This is a genomic window from Pseudomonas putida, from assembly GCF_001976065.1.
GTDB lineage: Bacteria > Pseudomonadota > Gammaproteobacteria > Pseudomonadales > Pseudomonadaceae > Aquipseudomonas > Aquipseudomonas serbica.
Genome location: NZ_MNAH01000005.1, coordinates 247,086 through 263,175, shown reverse-complemented (window position 1 = coordinate 263,175; position 16,090 = coordinate 247,086). Strand labels below are relative to the sequence as shown.

The following is a 16,090-nucleotide window of genomic DNA, read 5'->3' as shown; positions in this document are numbered from 1 at the left end:
GCTATCAGTTCACCCACACACGCGCATTACGGAACATACGCATCCAAGGTGCGTCTTCATTCCAGTCTTCCGAACGCCACGAGTTCTGCACGGCACGGAACACACGCTCCGGGTGCGGCATCATGATGGTCACGCGACCGTCGCGGCTGGTCAAACCGGTGATCCCGCGCGGCGAGCCATTCGGGTTGGCCGGGTAGCTTTCGGTGACCTTGCCGTGGTTATCGACAAAACGCATCGCCACGCAACCGGACAGATCGGCTTCCAGCAACGCTTCTTCACTGGCGAACTCGGCATGGCCTTCACCGTGGGCGATGGCGATCGGCATGCGCGAACCGGCCATGCCCTGCAGGAAGATCGAGTTAGATTCCTGGATTTGCACCATGGCCACACGGGCTTCGAACTGCTCGGAACGGTTACGCACGAAGTGCGGCCAGAACTCGCTGCCCGGGATCAGCTCGTGCAGGTTGGACATCATCTGGCAACCGTTGCACACGCCTAGGGTGAAGCTGTCGTTACGCTCGAAGAAGCCCTGGAACGCATCGCGGGCACGGCTGTTGAACAGTGCCGACTTGGCCCAGCCCTCACCGGCACCCAGTACGTCGCCGTAGGAGAAACCGCCACAAGCCACCAGGCCCTTGAACTCGTTCAGGTCGACACGACCGGCCAGAATGTCGCTCATGTGCACGTCGATCGCATTGAAACCGGCGCGGTCGAAGGCAGCCGCCATTTCCACCTGACCGTTGACGCCCTGCTCACGCAGCACGGCAACCTGTGGGCGGATGCCTTTCTTGATGTAAGGCGCGGCGATGTCCTGGTTGACGTCGTAGCTCAGCTTGACGCTCAGGCCCGGGTTGTCTTCTTCCAGCAGCACGTCGAACTCTTGATCGGCGCAATCGGCGTTATCACGCAGACGCTGGATCTGGTAGCTGGTCTCGGCCCACTGGCGTTGCAGCAGACGACGCTGGCCTTCGAACACGGTGTCACCGTTGAAGGTGATGTTGATCTGGCCATTGTTGATTGGCTGACCGATCACCGACACGCATTCGCCTAGACCGGCAGCGCTGAACTGCGCGAGGATGTCTGCGGTAGCGTCCTGGCGAACCTGGATCACGGCGCCCAGTTCTTCGTTGAACAGGATCGCGGCGATGTCAGCGGAAGTTTCCGCCAGGCCGTCGAGATTCAGGCTCAGGCCGCAATGACCGGCAAACGCCATCTCGACCACGCTGGTCAGCAGACCACCGTCGGAACGGTCGTGGTAGGCCAGCAGGTGACCGTCGGCGTTGAGGCCCTGGATCACCGCGAAGAATGCCTTCAGGTCTTCAGCATCGTCAACGTCCGGCGCCTGCTTGCCGAGCTTGCCGTGAACCTGGGCCAGGATCGAGGCGCCCATGCGGTTCTGGCCACGGCCCAGGTCGATCAGGATCAGGTCGGTGGTGCCCTTGTCCATGCGCAGTTGCGGGGTCAGGGTCTGACGGATGTCAGTCACTGGCGCGAAACCGGTCACGATCAGGGACATCGGCGAAGTGACGGATTTGTCGACGCCTTCATCGTTCCAGCGCGTGGCCATGGACATCGAGTCCTTGCCCACCGGAATGGTGATGCCCAGCTCAGGGCACAGTTCCATGCCGACTGCCTTCACGGTGTCGTACAGACGCGCGTCTTCACCCGGGTGACCAGCGGCGGACATCCAGTTCGCCGACAACTTGATGTCGGAGATCTTGCCGATGCGCGAAGCGGCGATGTTGGTCAGGGTTTCGCCGATGGCCATGCGGCCCGACGCCGGAGCGTCCAGCAGTGCCAGCGGCGTACGCTCGCCCATGGCCATGGCTTCACCGGTGTAGACGTCGAAGCTGGTGGCGGTGACGGCAACGTCAGCCACCGGAACCTGCCACGGGCCGACCATCTGGTCACGGGCCACGAGGCCGGTGATGGTGCGGTCGCCGATAGTGATCAGGAAGCTCTTGCTCGCCACGGCCGGGTGATGCAGGACGCGCTCGACGCATTCGCCGATGTCCAGGGTCGACGGATCGAAATCGTCGCCCAGCTCGTTTTCACGCACCACCGAACGGTGCATGCGCGGGGCTTTGCCCAGCAGCACTTCGAGTGGCATGTCCACCGGGCTGTTGCCGAAATGGCTGTCGGTGACAGTCAGCTGCGGTTCGGCAGTGGCTTCGCCGACGACGGCAAACGGGCAACGCTCGCGTTCGCAGATCGCCTTGAAGCGCTCGAAGTCGGCCGGGCCGACTGCCAGCACGTAACGTTCCTGGGATTCGTTGGACCAGATTTCGTGCGGGGCCATGCCCGGCTCGTCGTTTGGAATGTTGCGCAGTTCGAAACGGCCACCGCGGTCGCCGTCGTTGACCAGTTCCGGGAAGGCGTTGGACAGGCCGCCCGCACCCACGTCGTGGATGAAGCTGATCGGGTTCTTGTCGCCCAGCTGCCAGCAACGGTCGATCACTTCCTGGCAACGACGCTCCATCTCAGGGTTTTCACGCTGTACGGAAGCGAAGTCCAGGTCGGCCGAGCTGGTGCCGGTGGCCATGGAGGAAGCCGCGCCGCCGCCCAGGCCGATCAGCATTGCCGGGCCGCCGAGCACGATCAGCTTGGAGCCAACGACGATCTCGCCTTTCTTGACGTGTTCTTCACGGATGTTGCCCATGCCGCCGGCCAGCATGATCGGCTTGTGGTAACCACGCACTTCGTCGCCGTGCGGGGTGCTGATCGACTGTTCGAAGGTACGGAAGTAGCCGGTCAGCGCCGGACGACCGAATTCGTTGTTGAACGCAGCGCCGCCCAGCGGGCCCTCGATCATGATGTCCAGTGCGGTCACGATTCGCTCGGGCTTGCCGTACGGCACTTCCCACGGCTGTTCGAAACCCGGGATCTGCAGGTTGGACACGGTGAAGCCGGTCAAGCCAGCCTTCGGCTTGGCGCCGCGACCGGTCGCGCCTTCGTCGCGGATCTCGCCACCGGAACCGGTGGAGGCGCCCGGGAACGGGGCAATCGCGGTCGGGTGGTTGTGGGTCTCGACTTTCATCAGGATGTGCACCGGCTCCTGCACCGCGCCGTACTGGCGGGTTTCAGGGTCCGGGAAGAACCGCCCGGCCACGGAGCCGACGATTACCGAAGCGTTGTCCTTGTAAGCCGACAGGACACCTTCGCTGTGCATCACGTAGGTGTTCTTGATCATGCCGAACAGGCTTTTTTCCTGGCTCTCGCCGTCGATGTCCCAACTGGCGTTGAAGATCTTGTGACGGCAGTGCTCGGAATTCGCCTGGGCGAACATCATCAGTTCGATGTCGTGCGGGTTGCGCTTCAAGCCGACGAAGGCGTTGACCAGGTAGTCGATCTCGTCTTCGGCCAGGGCCAGGCCCAGCTCGGTGTTGGCTTTTTCCAGCGCAGCGCGGCCGCCACCCAGCACGTCGATCGCGGTCAGGGGCTTGGGTTCGGCGTGGCTGAACAGGCCGGCGGCCTGCTCCAGGTTGCCCAGGACGATCTGGGTCATGCGGTCGTGCAGTGCATCGGCAATCAGCTGGGCGTCAGCATCGCTGAACTGGCCGGCGACGTAGAAGGCAATGCCGCGCTCCAGGCGCTGGATCTTGGTCAGGCCGCAGTTGCGAGCGATGTCGCTGGCCTTGCTCGACCAGGGCGAGATGGTGCCGAAACGCGGCAACACCAGGAACAGACGACCGGTCGGTTCCTGGACGGGAACGCTTGGACCGTACTTCAGAAGGCGCGCCAGCACCTGCTGTTCGTCGCCGGTCAGGACGCCGGTAACTTCGGCGAAGTGAGCGAATTCAGCATACAGGCCGCTGACAGCCGGAACCTTCTGGCTCAGTTGCTCAAGGAGCTTGCTGTGGCGAAAGGCAGAAAGGGCAGGAGCGCCGCGCAGGATCAACATCTTCGGGACAGCCTCGGGAAGGGGTGTGCTTTGAGGCCGTGCATTCTAGCCTAAACAGCCCGCGACAGCACCCGAAACGCTACGCACGGTTGCACCCGAGTGTCGATCTGTGTTTCTGCCCCGAAAGTCAGGTTAATCGGGCGTGTAGCCACAGCTTATTTTTACTGTATCAAAATGCACAAAAGGCCCATTCCTGCGGGGTTTCGCCCGTTTTTCCCATCGCTAGCAGATAGGCCCTTCGCTGTCGAGATATGGCGCCCGTGGTCCTTTGCGTATACTGCGCAGATGTTTTCCCCAATGGCTTTGCGTCCGCGGTACGCCAAATGGCTGATCGCAACCGGACTCTTCCTGATGCTCAGTGGCTGTGTTGATAAACCCAACACACTGGAGCGCGTAAAGGAGGATGGTGTGCTGCGGGTGGTTACCCGAAACAGCCCCGCCACCTACTTTCAGGATCGCAACGGTGAAACCGGCTTCGAATACGAGCTGGTGAAGCGCTTCGCCGACGATCTGGGGGTCGAGCTCAAGATCGAGACGGCCGACAACCTCGACGACCTGTTCGACCAGGTGGGCAAGCCCAATGGCCCGGTACTGGCGGCCGCCGGCCTGGTCAGCAGCGAAGCGCGCAAGAAGCAGGTGCGGTTTTCCCATTCCTACCTGGAAGTCACGCCGCAGGTCATCTATCGCAACGGCCAGTCGCGCCCCACCGACGCCAAGGATCTGGTCGGCAAGAAGATCATGGTGCTCAAGGGCAGCACCCACGCCGAGCAACTCGCACAACTGAAACAGAAGTTTCCTGGCATCGAATACGAAGAATCCGACGCGGTCGAGGTCGTGGATCTCCTGCGCATGGTCGACGAAGGTCAGATCGATCTGACACTGGTCGACTCCAATGAAGTCGCGATGAACCAGGTGTACTTCACCAACATCCGGGTCGCCTTCGACCTGGGGGATGCCAGCAACCAGAGCTGGGCCGTGGCGCCGGGCGACGACAACAGCCTGCTCAACGAGATCAACGAGTACCTCGACAAGGTCAAGAAGAACGGCACCCTGCAACGTCTCAAGGACCGTTACTACGGGCATGTCGATGTACTCGGCTACATGGGCGCCACCACCTTTGCCCAGCACTTGCAGCAACGCCTGCCCAAGTACGAACAGCACTTCAAGGCGTACGCCAAGAAAGAGAAAGTCGACTGGCGCCTGCTGGCGGCCGTCGGTTATCAGGAGTCGTTGTGGCAACCAGCCGTGACCTCCAAGACTGGCGTGCGTGGCCTGATGATGCTGACCCAGAACACCGCGCAAGCCATGGGCGTGTCCAACCGCCTCGATCCGAAGCAGAGCATCATGGGTGGCGCCAAGTACCTGGCCTACATGAAGGACCAACTGGATGACTCGATCCAGGAACCGGACCGCACCTGGTTTGCCCTGGCCGCCTACAACGTTGGCAGCGGGCACCTCGACGACGCCCGCAAGCTGGCGGCCAAGGAAGGGTTGAATCCGGACAAATGGCTGGATGTGAAAAAAATCCTGCCGCGCCTGTCCGAGAAGAAGTGGTACAGCAAGACCCGCTACGGTTACGCCCGCGGCGGCGAGCCGGTGCATTTCGTGGCGAACATCCGTCGCTACTACGACATCCTGACCTGGGTCACGCAGCCGCAGCTTGAAGGCGACCAGGTGGCCGAGGGCAACCTGCATGTGCCGGGGATCGACAAATCAAAACCGACGCAGGAACCTGCGCCGCTCTAACAGTCACCGCAAAGCAAATGTGGGAGCGGGCTTGCTCGCGAAAGCGGTGTCTCAGCCAACAAAGATGTTGAATGATAATCCGCATTCGCGAGCAGGCTCGCTCCCACAGTAGTTTTGGGTTGACCTTTAAGCCTTGGTAGCCGCCGCCAGAATCAGCGCCTTCATCTCCGAAACAGCCGACTTGAAACCAACGAACAACGCATGGGCCACCAGTGCATGGCCGATGTTCAGCTCGTTGATGCCCTTGATCGCCGCCACTGCCTCGACGTTGTGATAATGCAGGCCGTGGCCGGCATTGACGATCAGGCCTTGAGTCAGGCCGAACGCTACGCCGTCGGCAACACGCTTGAGTTCCTCAGCCACTTCGGTCGGCGTCTCGGCATCGGCATAACGTCCGGTGTGCAGTTCGATGGCTGGCGCACCGACGCGACGCGACGCTTCGATCTGTCGCTCGTCGGCATCGATGAACAGCGACACTTCCGAGCCGATCTTCGACAGGCGCTCTACGGCAGCCTTGATCCGCGCTTCCTGCCCCGCCACATCCAGTCCGCCTTCGGTCGTCAGCTCCTGACGGGTCTCCGGCACCAGGCAGATGTGCGCCGGGCGAATGCGCTCGGCGAACTGCATCATTTCTTCGGTGACGCCCATTTCGAAGTTCATGCGGGTTTGCAGCACGTCCTTGAGCAGCAGCACGTCGCGCTCCTGGATGTGCCGGCGGTCTTCGCGCAGGTGCACGGTGATGCCGTCAGCGCCCGCCTCTTCCGCATCCAGTGCCGCCTTGACCGGGTCCGGGTAGCGCGTGCCCCGGGCCTGACGCAGGGTGGCAACGTGGTCGATGTTTACGCCAAGAAGAATGCGGGTGCTGGTGGTCACGGAAGCGCTCCAGAATCAGAAAAAGTTCGGTACACAGCATACGGGGAGACTACGGCTTGCGAAACAGCTCGCGACTGACCAGGGGCCGACCACCCAGGTGAACGGCCAGCGCCTGGCGCATCAAACGCTTGGCCGCCGACAACGCACCCGGTGCGCTCCAGTCGGCGTCAGCCATGGCCAGCAGTTCGGCGCCATTGAACAACCCGGGTTGCAGCAGATAGACCCGCTCCAGTCCCGCATCGACCTGCAAACGGTAAAGACCGTCGGGCGCAATGGCTTCGTCATGGATATCGGCAGTCAGTGAAAAGCCGTAGCCCAGATCATCCAGCAGGCGCCATTCGAACGACCGCAGCAACGGCTCCAGCGCTCGACCTTCGGCCAGGGCCAGCAACGTCGCGGCATAGTGGTCGAACACCGAAGGGAAAGGGTCTTCGGCGGGCAGCAGGCGAATCAAAAGCTCATTGAGGTACAGCCCGCTGAACAGCGCCTCGCCGTTGAGCCAGGTGGCGATGCCGGCACTCTCCATGCGCCCGACGTTCTTCAGTTCGCCACGCCCGCGAAACTCGACCTCCAGCGGCACGAACGGCCGCGCCAGCGTCCCGGCCTTGCCCCGCGCACTGCGCAATACCGCCCGCAGCCGACCTTGCGGCGTCAGGAAGTCGACCAGGGCGCTGCTTTCGCGGTAGGCGCGGGAGTGGAGGACGTAGGCGGGTTGGGGGATGGGTTGGGACATGGAATTCTCAATGAAGGACTGCTGCTTTTCAGACACCCCAAAACCACTGTGGGAGCGGGCTTGCTCGCGATGGGGGACTAACATTCAACAGAGTTGTTGACTGACAGACCGCTATCGCGAGCAGGCTCGCTCCCACAGTTTTATCACCTGTGCTCAGGTATTACAGGTCGCCGTAACCCAGCGAACGCAAGGCGCGCTCGTCATCGGACCAGCCGCCCTTCACCTTGACCCACAGGTTGAGCATGATCTTGGAGTCGAACAGCAGCTCCATGTCCTTGCGCGCCTCGGTGCCGATGCGCTTGATGCGCTCGCCCTTGTCGCCAATGATGATCTTCTTCTGGCCATCACGCTCGACCAGGATCAGTGCATGGATGTGCAGCGTCTTGCCCTGCTGCTTGAACTCTTCGATTTCGACGGTGATCTGGTACGGCAGCTCGGCGCCCAGCTGGCGCATGATTTTTTCCCGTACCAGTTCGGCAGCAAGGAAACGGCTGCTGCGGTCGGTGATCTGGTCTTCCGGGAAGAAGTGATCGTTCTCCGGCAGATGGTCAGCGATGACCTTTTCCAGTGCGTCGAGGTTGTGCCCGTGCTGCGCGGAAATCGGGATGATCTGCGCGTTCGGCAGCTGCTCCTGCAACCAGCTCAGGTGCGGCATCAGCTCGGCCTTGTCTTCGATGCGATCGGTCTTGTTCAAGGCCACGATCAGCGGACCGGTCACGTACTGGACGCGTTCGAGGACCATCTGGTCTTCTTCGGTCCACTTGGTGCGATCAACCACGAAGATCACCACGTCGACGTCTTTCAACGCCGCCGAAGCGGTTTTGTTCATGTAGCGGTTCAGGGCCTTTTCGCCGCCCTTGTGCATACCGGGCGTATCGACGTAGATCGCCTGCACATCACCCTCGGTCTTGATGCCGAGCATGTTGTGACGGGTGGTTTGCGGCTTGCGCGAGGTGATCGCCAGCTTCTGGCCGAGGATGTGGTTCAGCAGCGTGGACTTGCCCACGTTCGGACGGCCGACGATGGCAACATAGCCACAGCGCGTTGCATTTGTATCAGTCATTGCCATTCTCCACACCCAGGGCAATCAGTGCTGCGGCGGCCGCTACCTGTTCGGCAATACGACGGCTCACACCTTGACCTCGGCTTTTTTCATTCAATAGGGTGATTTCACATTCGACGAAGAACGTCCGGCAATGCGGCTCACCCTGGATATCCACCACTTCGTAACGCGGCAGCTCGCAACCACGGGACTGCAGGAATTCCTGCAGGCGGGTCTTTGGATCTTTGTTGGTGTCGACCAGCGTCAGGCCTTCGAACTCTCCAGCCAGCCAGGCCAGCACGCGCTCGCGTGCCACTTCCATGCCCGCGTCCAGGTAGATCGCACCAATCAGCGCTTCCAGGGCATCGGCCAGAATTGACTCGCGACGGAAACCGCCGCTTTTCAATTCACCGGAGCCCAGGCGCAGGTATTCGCCCAGATCGAAACCACGGGCCAGTACAGCCAGGGTTTCACCTTTGACCAGGCGTGCGCGCAAACGCGACAGCTGGCCTTCGCGAGCCAGCGGGAAGCGATCGAACAAGGCTTCGCCAGCAACGAAATTGAGGATGGCATCACCCAGGAATTCCAGGCGCTCGTTGTTGCGCCCGGCAAAACTGCGGTGAGTCAGGGCCAGGACCATCAGTTCCTGATCCTTGAAGGTGTAGCCGAGCTGACGCTCGAGACGGCTTAAGGAGACGCTCACGGTTTACCCACGCTGAGTTCGTGGTTGGATTCCACCGCCATCGCCGTGAGTCGGCGCAGGCTTGGGACAATTAACGCTGTGTTCAAAAATAACGTCCTGAATATCGTTGTTTTCATGCTTCTTTCGCCGATTGTGCCGACTCCAGAAATGCATTCGGCGCTGTGTTCAACAGCGCCGTGTTTGATTACTGGATCAGGCCAACCCGCGAGAAATTCGGCAGGTGACTGAGTTTGGGTTCCGGCCAGCTCATCCAGACCGCGAAGGCCTTGCCGACGATATTCTTGTCGGGAACCATGCCCAGCAGATCCTTGGGAATAGCTGGATCATCCCAGTAGCGACTGTCGTTGGAGTTGTCGCGGTTGTCGCCCATCATGAAGTAGTGCCCGGCTGGCACGGTCCACGAACGGTCCGGCGTTGCGCGATAACGGCTCATTTCCTTGCGGATCAAGTGCTCGGCGGCACCGAGTTTTTCCTTGTAGAGCTCGGCGCTGCCCAGCGTGCCCGGCTCGGAGCCGATCAGCTTCTCGGCAATCGACTCGCCGTTGACGAACAGACGCTTGTCAGCGGTATACCGCACCGTGTCGCCCGGCAGCCCGACTACACGCTTGATGTAGTTGACGTTCGGATCGCTCGGGAAGCGGAATACCATCACATCGCCACGCTGTGGCTCACCGACTTCGATGATTTTCTTGTCGATCACCGGCAAGCGAATCCCGTAGGAAAACTTGCTCACCAGAATGAAGTCGCCGACGTCCAGGGTCGGTTTCATCGAGCCGGACGGGATCTGGAACGGTTCCACCAGGAACGAACGCAGTACCAGCACGATGAACAACACCGGGAAGAACGACTTGCCGTATTCGACCAGCAGCGGTTCCTTGCTCAGCTTCTCGACCACCACCCCATCAGGCTGGCTGACGCTGCCCTGATAAGAAGCGATGGCGGCACGCCGACGCGGTGCCAGGATCAACAGATCAAGCAACGCCAACAGGCCGCAGACGAACACGGCGATGACCAGCAACAGCGGGAAATTTAGTGACATAGGACCTAACTATCCAACCTGAGCACGGCAAGGAAGGCTTCTTGTGGAATTTCCACGTTGCCGACCTGCTTCATGCGTTTTTTACCGGCCTTTTGCTTTTCCAGCAGCTTTTTCTTACGGCTGACGTCACCGCCGTAGCATTTGGCCAATACGTTCTTTCTGAGCGCCTTGACGGTTGTACGCGCCACAATCTGCCCGCCAATGGCGGCCTGGATTGCCACGTCGAACATCTGCCGCGGAATCAGTTCTTTCATCTTCTCGGTCAACTGGCGACCTTTGTAGTGCGCATTGTCACGGTGCACGATCAACGCCAGGGCGTCGACCTTGTCGCCGTTGATCAGCACGTCCAGTTTCACCAGACTAGCCGATTGGTAACGATCGAAATGGTAATCCAGCGAAGCATAGCCGCGGCTGGTGGACTTCAGGCGATCGAAGAAGTCCAGCACCACTTCGTTCATCGGCAAGTCGTAGGTCACCTGGACCTGGGAGCCGAGGAACAGCATGTCGACCTGCACACCGCGTTTTTCGATGCACAGGGTAATGACGTTGCCCAGGTGCTCTTGCGGCACAAGGATGTTGGCGCGCACGATCGGCTCGCGCATGTCTTCGATCGACGACAGATCCGGCAACTTCGACGGGTTATCGACGTAGATCGTCTCACCGGTCTTGAGCAGCAGCTCGAAGATTACCGTAGGCGCCGTGGTGATCAGGTCCAGGTCGTACTCGCGCTCCAGGCGCTCCTGGATGATCTCCATGTGCAGCATGCCGAGGAAGCCGCAACGGAAGCCGAAGCCCAGGGCGTCGGAGCTTTCCGGCGTGTACTGCAGCGACGAGTCGTTCAGGGTGAGCTTTTGCAGGGCTTCACGGAAGTCTTCGAAGTCGTCGGAGCTGACCGGGAAAAGGCCGGCGTAGACCTGCGGCTGAATGCGCTTGAAGCCTGGCAGCACATCGACGTCCGGCGTCGAGCTCAAGGTCAGGGTGTCACCCACCGGTGCACCGTGAATGTCCTTGATACCGGCGATGATGAAACCTACTTCACCGGCCTTGAGGTCGACGGTAGCGGTGTGTTTCGGGTTGAACACGCCCACGCTGTCCACCAGGTGGATCTTGCCGGTGGACTTGACCAGGATCTTGTCGCCCTTCTTCACGCGACCGTGGCGCACGCGCACCAGGGACACGACGCCCAGATAGTTGTCGAACCAGGAGTCGATGATCAACGCCTGCAGCGGATCTTCGATGTTGCCGGTCGGAGCAGGAATGGTGGTGACCAGACGCTCCAGCACTTCATCGACGCCCAGGCCGGTCTTGGCACTGCAAGTGACCGCGTCGGTGGCATCGATGCCGATGATTTTTTCGATTTCTTCTTTTACGCGGTCCGGATCGGCCTGTGGCAGGTCGATCTTGTTCAGGACCGGCATCACTTCCAGGCCCTGCTCGATCGCCGTGTAGCAGTTGGCAACCGATTGCGCTTCAACGCCTTGACCGGCATCGACCACCAGCAGCGCGCCTTCACAGGCTGCCAGCGAACGGCTCACCTCATAGGTGAAGTCCACGTGACCGGGCGTATCGATGAAGTTCAGTTGGTAGGTGACGCCATCGCGAGCCTTGTAATACAGCGTGACGCTGTGCGCCTTGATGGTGATCCCGCGCTCACGCTCAAGATCCATGGAATCCAGTACCTGGGCTTCCATTTCACGCTCGGCCAGGCCGCCGCACATCTGGATGAAGCGATCGGCCAGCGTCGACTTGCCATGGTCAATGTGGGCGATGATGGAGAAATTGCGGATATGACTCAAATCACTCACGGATCAACACTCAAAAAGGCTGCAGGCATAGCCCGCCGAAAAATAGCCGGGAATTGTACCTGATCCACGGCGCAAGCGTCACGTTTGCAGGCCAGACGGCCCGTACAAAAACGCCCCGGTCTTGCGACAGGGGCGTTTTTATCACCAGTCAAGCGTCGTACAGACCGCCATCAACCAGCGCGACGCAACAACCAGAGCCCGGCCAGGGCACAGATACTGGCGGGCACAAGCACCGCAAACAGTGGCGAGAAACCGAAGACCAGGCTCGAAGGACCCAGCAAATCCTGGGCTATACGGAAGGTGAAACCCACCAGTACACCGGTAAACACCCGCTGACCGAGGGTCACTGAGCGCAACGGACCAAAGATGAAGGAAATCGCCATCAGTACCAGGGCAGCGGTGACCAGCGGCTGCAACACCTTGACCCAAAACGCCAGCCAGTAACGGCCATTGTTCAGCCCCTGGTCCGCCAGATAGTGGATGTAGCCCCACAGCCCCGAGATCGATAGCGATTCCGGCGCCATGACCACCGTACTCAACAGTTGCGGGCTCAACGCCACATCCCAGCGCTCGACCGGGGCGGTCACCACTTCGGTGTTCTTCTCATGAAAAACCGTGGTGGTGACATCGGACAGCTGCCAGTGATCCTTGTCGAACTCCGCGCGCTTGGCGAAGCTGGCCGACAGCATGTGGCGTTCCTTGTCGAAGTGATAGCGGGTCACGCCATACAGCAGGCCATTGGGTTGCACGGAGTTGACGTGGATGAATTCGTCACCCTGGCGATGCCACAGGCCGTGCTTGGCGCTTTGCGCGTCGCCACTGCCCTGGGCCAGCGAACGGTTGGCCTGGGCGGTACTTTCGGTCGCCGGCGCAACGTATTCGCCGATCAGCACGCCCACCACCATCAGCACCAGCATCGGCTTCATGACCGCCCAGACGATTCGCCCGATGGACACGCCAGCCGCACGCATGATGGTCAGCTCGCTGTTGCTGGCCAGGCTGCCGAGGCCGATCAGGCAACCGATCAGGGCTGCCATCGGCAACATGTCGTAGAGCCGGCGTGGCGCCGTCAACAATACGTAGCTCAGGACATCGAGCAAGGTATAGGTATCGCTGGCGTCGCCCATTTCGTCGATGAAGGCGAACAACGTGGCCAGGCCGAGAATGATCCCCAGTACCGCCAGGATCGCCACGAACACGCTGCTACCAATGTAGCGGTCGAGCTTAACCACGGGCCACCTCCAGCGCACTGCGGCGACTCGCCCTCTTCAACTGCAAGGGCTCCCAGTAGAGCAAGCCCAGGCCGATGACCAGGAAAATCCCGTGCACCCACCACAACCCCAACGCCGGCGGGATCTTGCCCTTTTCGAGGGCGCCGCGAGCAGCAATCAGGATGGTCAGGTAGGCCATATAAAGAAGGATTGCCGGCAACAGTTTGAGGAAACGGCCCTGGCGCGGATTGACCCGCGACAGCGGCACCGCCATCAAGGTCACGATGAACACCAGCAACGGCAGGGACAGGCGCCATTGCAGCTCGGTGCGGGAACGGAGGTCGTCGCTGCCCAGCAAGGAGCTCGTGGGCATGGCGTCCCGGTCGGTCACTTCGTCGCTCACGTCCGGCTTGGGCAGCAGCACGCCGTATTCGTCGTACTTGATTGCCCGGTAATCGGCCTGACCTGGATTACCGTCATAGCGGTAGCCATTGTCGAGGATCAGGTAGCGGTTGCCGTCAGGGCGGATTTCCTGCCGGCCTTTTTCCGCCACCAGCACCGAGATCCCGCGATCCTTCTTGTCGGAACTGACGTTCTTTTGCGAAATGAAGACCCCGGCCAGATTGATGCGGTCGTCCGACAACTTCTCGGTATAGGTTACCCGCGTGCCGTCGCGCAGGGCCTGGAAACGGCCAGGCTCAAGGGTGTCGAACTCGGTCAGGGCATCCTGCTTGTTCAGCAGCAACTGGAACTGATTGGCGCCCTGTGGCGCCAGGCTCAGACTCAACCAGGCAACGATCAGCGCAACCAGGGTCGCCGGGAACAGGGTCATGCGAAACAGGCGTTGCTGGCTCATGCCCGTGGCCGACAGCACGGTCATCTCGCTTTCCAGGTAAAGGCGGCCATAGGCCAGCAGGATCCCGAGAAACAGGCCCAGGGGCAGGATCAGCTGCAGGAACCCCGGCAGGCGAAAGCCCATGATGAGGAACAGCGAGCCCGGGTCCAGTTGACCCGATGCTGCCTGCGCGAGGTACTTGATGAAGCGTCCACTCATGATGATGACCAGCAACACCGCACTGACGGCACTCAAGGTCAACAGGACTTCGCGGGATAGATAACGGAAGACAATCAAACCAGACACTCCAGGGTTGTCAGGCTAAGGCGGCCAAACAAGCAAACACATCAGACAGCCCACAATGCAGAACTGCCGAAAAAAAAGATGGCGCATTATCCTGTGATTGGGTCCGCCTGTCACTGCGCAATGCATTGGGGGGACTGTAGGAGCGAGCCTGCTCGCGATGGTCGTCAACGATAACGCGGGAAGTCTGATGCCCCGCGGCGGCCTCAGGTTTTTCGCGAGCAGGCTCGCTCCCACAATCGTACAACCGAGGGTTGTCAGGCGCCGCTGGCGAGGTTCAAACTGCCGCCTTCGTCGCCGGTCGATCCTGGCGCCTTCCTATTTATAAGCAAGCGCTGCCCGTACCTTGTCCAGCGCTTGCGTATCGACCATCAATTCAGGGACCCGGACATGGAACTGGTTGTAAAAAGCGTCAACCCGCAAACGTTGAAGACCGCCACGCTGGTGGTTGCCGTCGGCGAAGGCCGCAAGCTCGGCGCTGTGGCCAAACAGCTCGACGAACTCAGCGCCGGCGTCATCAGTGCAGTGCTCAAGCGCGGCGACCTGGCCGGCAAGGTTGGCCAGAGCCTGTTGCTGCACAGCCTGCCAAACCTGAAAGCCGAACGGGTATTGCTGGTCGGCGTGGGCAAGGATGAAGAACTGGGCGACCGCCCGTTCCGCAAGATCATCGCCGGCATCCTCAACACGCTCAAGGGCCTGGGTGGCAGCGATGCAGTGCTGGCCCTGGATGAAATCGTGGTCAAGGGCCGCGACAGCTATGGCAAGACCCGCCTGCTGGCCGAAACCCTGGTGGATGGCGAGTACCAGTTCGATCAGTTCAAGAGCCAGAAAGCCGAGCCACGCGCCCTGAAGAAAGTCACTTTGGTGACCATCAAGGCCGCCGAGGCGGAAGTGCAACGCGCCGTGAACCACGCCACTGCCATTGCCAACGGCATGGCATTCACTCGCAACCTGGGCAACCTGCCGCCGAACATCTGCCACCCGACTTTCCTCGGCGAGCAAGCCAAGAACCTGGGCAAAGCGTTCAAGGACCTGAAAGTCGAAGTCCTCGACGAGAAGAAAATCAAGGCCCTGGGCATGGGTTCTTTCTATGCCGTCGGCCAGGGCAGCGCCCAGCCACCGCGCCTGATCGTCATGCAATACAACGGCGGCAAGAAATCCGAGAAGCCGTACGCGCTGGTCGGCAAGGGCATCACCTTCGACACCGGCGGCATCAGCCTCAAGCCGGGTGCCGGCATGGATGAAATGAAGTACGACATGGGCGGCGCCGCCAGCGTGTTCGGCACCCTGCGTGCCGTACTCGAACTGAAGCTGCCGATCAACCTGGTGTGCATCCTGGCCTGCGCCGAGAACATGCCGAGCGGCAACGCTTCGCGTCCGGGCGACATCGTCACCACCATGAGCGGCCAGACCGTGGAAATCCTCAACACCGACGCCGAAGGCCGCCTGGTGCTGTGCGACGCCCTGACCTACTCCGAGCGCTTCAAGCCGCAAGCGGTGATCGACATCGCGACCCTGACCGGCGCCTGCGTGGTTGCCCTGGGTTCCCACACCTCGGGCCTGTTGGGCAACAACGACGAACTGATCGACCAACTGCTGAGCGCCGGCAAGGCTGCCGACGACCGCGCCTGGCAACTGCCGCTGTTCGATGAATACCAGGAACAGCTGGACAGCCCGTTCGCCGACATCGCCAACATTGGCGGCCCGAAAGCCGGCACCATCACGGCGGCCTGCTTCCTGTCGCGCTTCACCAAGAACCTGAACTGGGCACACCTGGACATCGCCGGCACGGCCTGGACCAGCGGCGGCAAGGACAAGGGCGCCACTGGCCGTCCGGTTCCCCTGCTGACCCAGTACCTGCTGGATCGCGCCAAAGCCTGAAACCGTTGATGGGCGGCG

At 61.0% G+C, this 16,090-nt stretch carries 11 protein-coding genes; 2 read left to right on the top strand and 9 right to left on the bottom strand.

The annotated features are described in order from the left end of the window. Window positions 1-4: 4 nt before the first annotated feature. On the bottom strand, window positions 5-3,901 hold the full coding sequence (gene purL / locus BKX96_RS19655) for a phosphoribosylformylglycinamidine synthase (RefSeq protein WP_077185249.1): 3,897 nt from the start codon (window positions 3,899-3,901) through the stop codon (window positions 5-7). A 285-nt stretch (window positions 3,902-4,186) separates the two neighbouring features. On the opposite strand from purL, the gene mltF reads away from it, so the two are divergent. After that, window positions 4,187-5,647 carry a membrane-bound lytic murein transglycosylase MltF gene (gene mltF, locus BKX96_RS19650; RefSeq protein ID WP_046818869.1) on the top strand — a complete coding sequence of 487 codons (1,461 nt, stop codon included), beginning with the start codon at window positions 4,187-4,189 and terminating at the stop codon, window positions 5,645-5,647. Window positions 5,648-5,773: 126 nt separating this feature from the next. Here mltF and pdxJ read toward each other — a convergent pair whose 3' ends face one another. The 8 genes from pdxJ to lptF form a co-directional block, all read right to left on the bottom strand. Then, window positions 5,774-6,520, bottom strand: a complete 747-nt coding sequence (pdxJ, locus tag BKX96_RS19645) for a pyridoxine 5'-phosphate synthase (protein ID WP_046818870.1) — start codon at window positions 6,518-6,520, stop codon at window positions 5,774-5,776. A gap of 49 nt (window positions 6,521-6,569) precedes the next feature. Beyond that, a complete protein-coding gene (recO, locus tag BKX96_RS19640; protein ID WP_046818871.1) occupies window positions 6,570-7,253 on the bottom strand; it encodes a DNA repair protein RecO in 684 nt (227 codons plus the stop codon). 160 nt (window positions 7,254-7,413) lie between these two features. After that, window positions 7,414-8,316: a GTPase Era gene (gene era / locus BKX96_RS19635; protein WP_046818872.1), complete on the bottom strand. Its 903-nt coding sequence runs from the start codon at window positions 8,314-8,316 to the stop codon at window positions 7,414-7,416. Beyond that, entirely contained in the window at window positions 8,309-8,998 is a 690-nt protein-coding gene (gene rnc / locus BKX96_RS19630; protein ID WP_008056598.1) for a ribonuclease III, read from the bottom strand. The genes era and rnc overlap by 8 nt, the downstream gene beginning before the upstream one ends. 184 nt (window positions 8,999-9,182) lie before the next feature. Next, window positions 9,183-10,037, bottom strand: coding sequence for a signal peptidase I (gene lepB, locus BKX96_RS19625; protein WP_046818873.1), 855 nt, complete (start codon window positions 10,035-10,037; stop codon window positions 9,183-9,185). 5 nt (window positions 10,038-10,042) lie between these two features. Beyond that, window positions 10,043-11,842 carry a translation elongation factor 4 gene (lepA, locus tag BKX96_RS19620; protein ID WP_046818874.1) on the bottom strand — a complete coding sequence of 600 codons (1,800 nt, stop codon included), beginning with the start codon at window positions 11,840-11,842 and terminating at the stop codon, window positions 10,043-10,045. A gap of 170 nt (window positions 11,843-12,012) precedes the next feature. Beyond that, window positions 12,013-13,074, bottom strand: a complete 1,062-nt coding sequence (gene lptG, locus BKX96_RS19615) for an LPS export ABC transporter permease LptG (RefSeq protein WP_046818875.1) — start codon at window positions 13,072-13,074, stop codon at window positions 12,013-12,015. After that, window positions 13,067-14,185 (bottom strand): LPS export ABC transporter permease LptF, encoded by a 1,119-nt coding sequence (lptF, locus tag BKX96_RS19610; protein ID WP_046818876.1) that lies wholly within the window; start codon window positions 14,183-14,185, stop codon window positions 13,067-13,069. The genes lptG and lptF overlap by 8 nt, the downstream gene beginning before the upstream one ends. A gap of 396 nt (window positions 14,186-14,581) precedes the next feature. On the opposite strand from lptF, the gene BKX96_RS19605 reads away from it, so the two are divergent. After that, window positions 14,582-16,072: a leucyl aminopeptidase gene (locus BKX96_RS19605; RefSeq protein WP_077185248.1), complete on the top strand. Its 1,491-nt coding sequence runs from the start codon at window positions 14,582-14,584 to the stop codon at window positions 16,070-16,072. Window positions 16,073-16,090: the final 18 nt, after the last annotated feature.

What these genes read in the sequence shown, in the direction of transcription:
- purL (WP_077185249.1), bottom strand. Translation starts at nt 3,901, where the DNA reads ATGTTGATCCTGCGCGGCGCTCCTGCCCTTTCTGCCTTTCGCCACAGC.
- mltF (WP_046818869.1), top strand. Translation starts at nt 4,187, where the DNA reads ATGTTTTCCCCAATGGCTTTGCGTCCGCGGTACGCCAAATGGCTGATC.
- recO (WP_046818871.1), bottom strand. Translation starts at nt 7,253, where the DNA reads ATGTCCCAACCCATCCCCCAACCCGCCTACGTCCTCCACTCCCGCGCC.
- era (WP_046818872.1), bottom strand. Translation starts at nt 8,316, where the DNA reads ATGACTGATACAAATGCAACGCGCTGTGGCTATGTTGCCATCGTCGGC.
- lepB (WP_046818873.1), bottom strand. Translation starts at nt 10,037, where the DNA reads ATGTCACTAAATTTCCCGCTGTTGCTGGTCATCGCCGTGTTCGTCTGC.
- BKX96_RS19605 (WP_077185248.1), top strand. Translation starts at nt 14,582, where the DNA reads ATGGAACTGGTTGTAAAAAGCGTCAACCCGCAAACGTTGAAGACCGCC.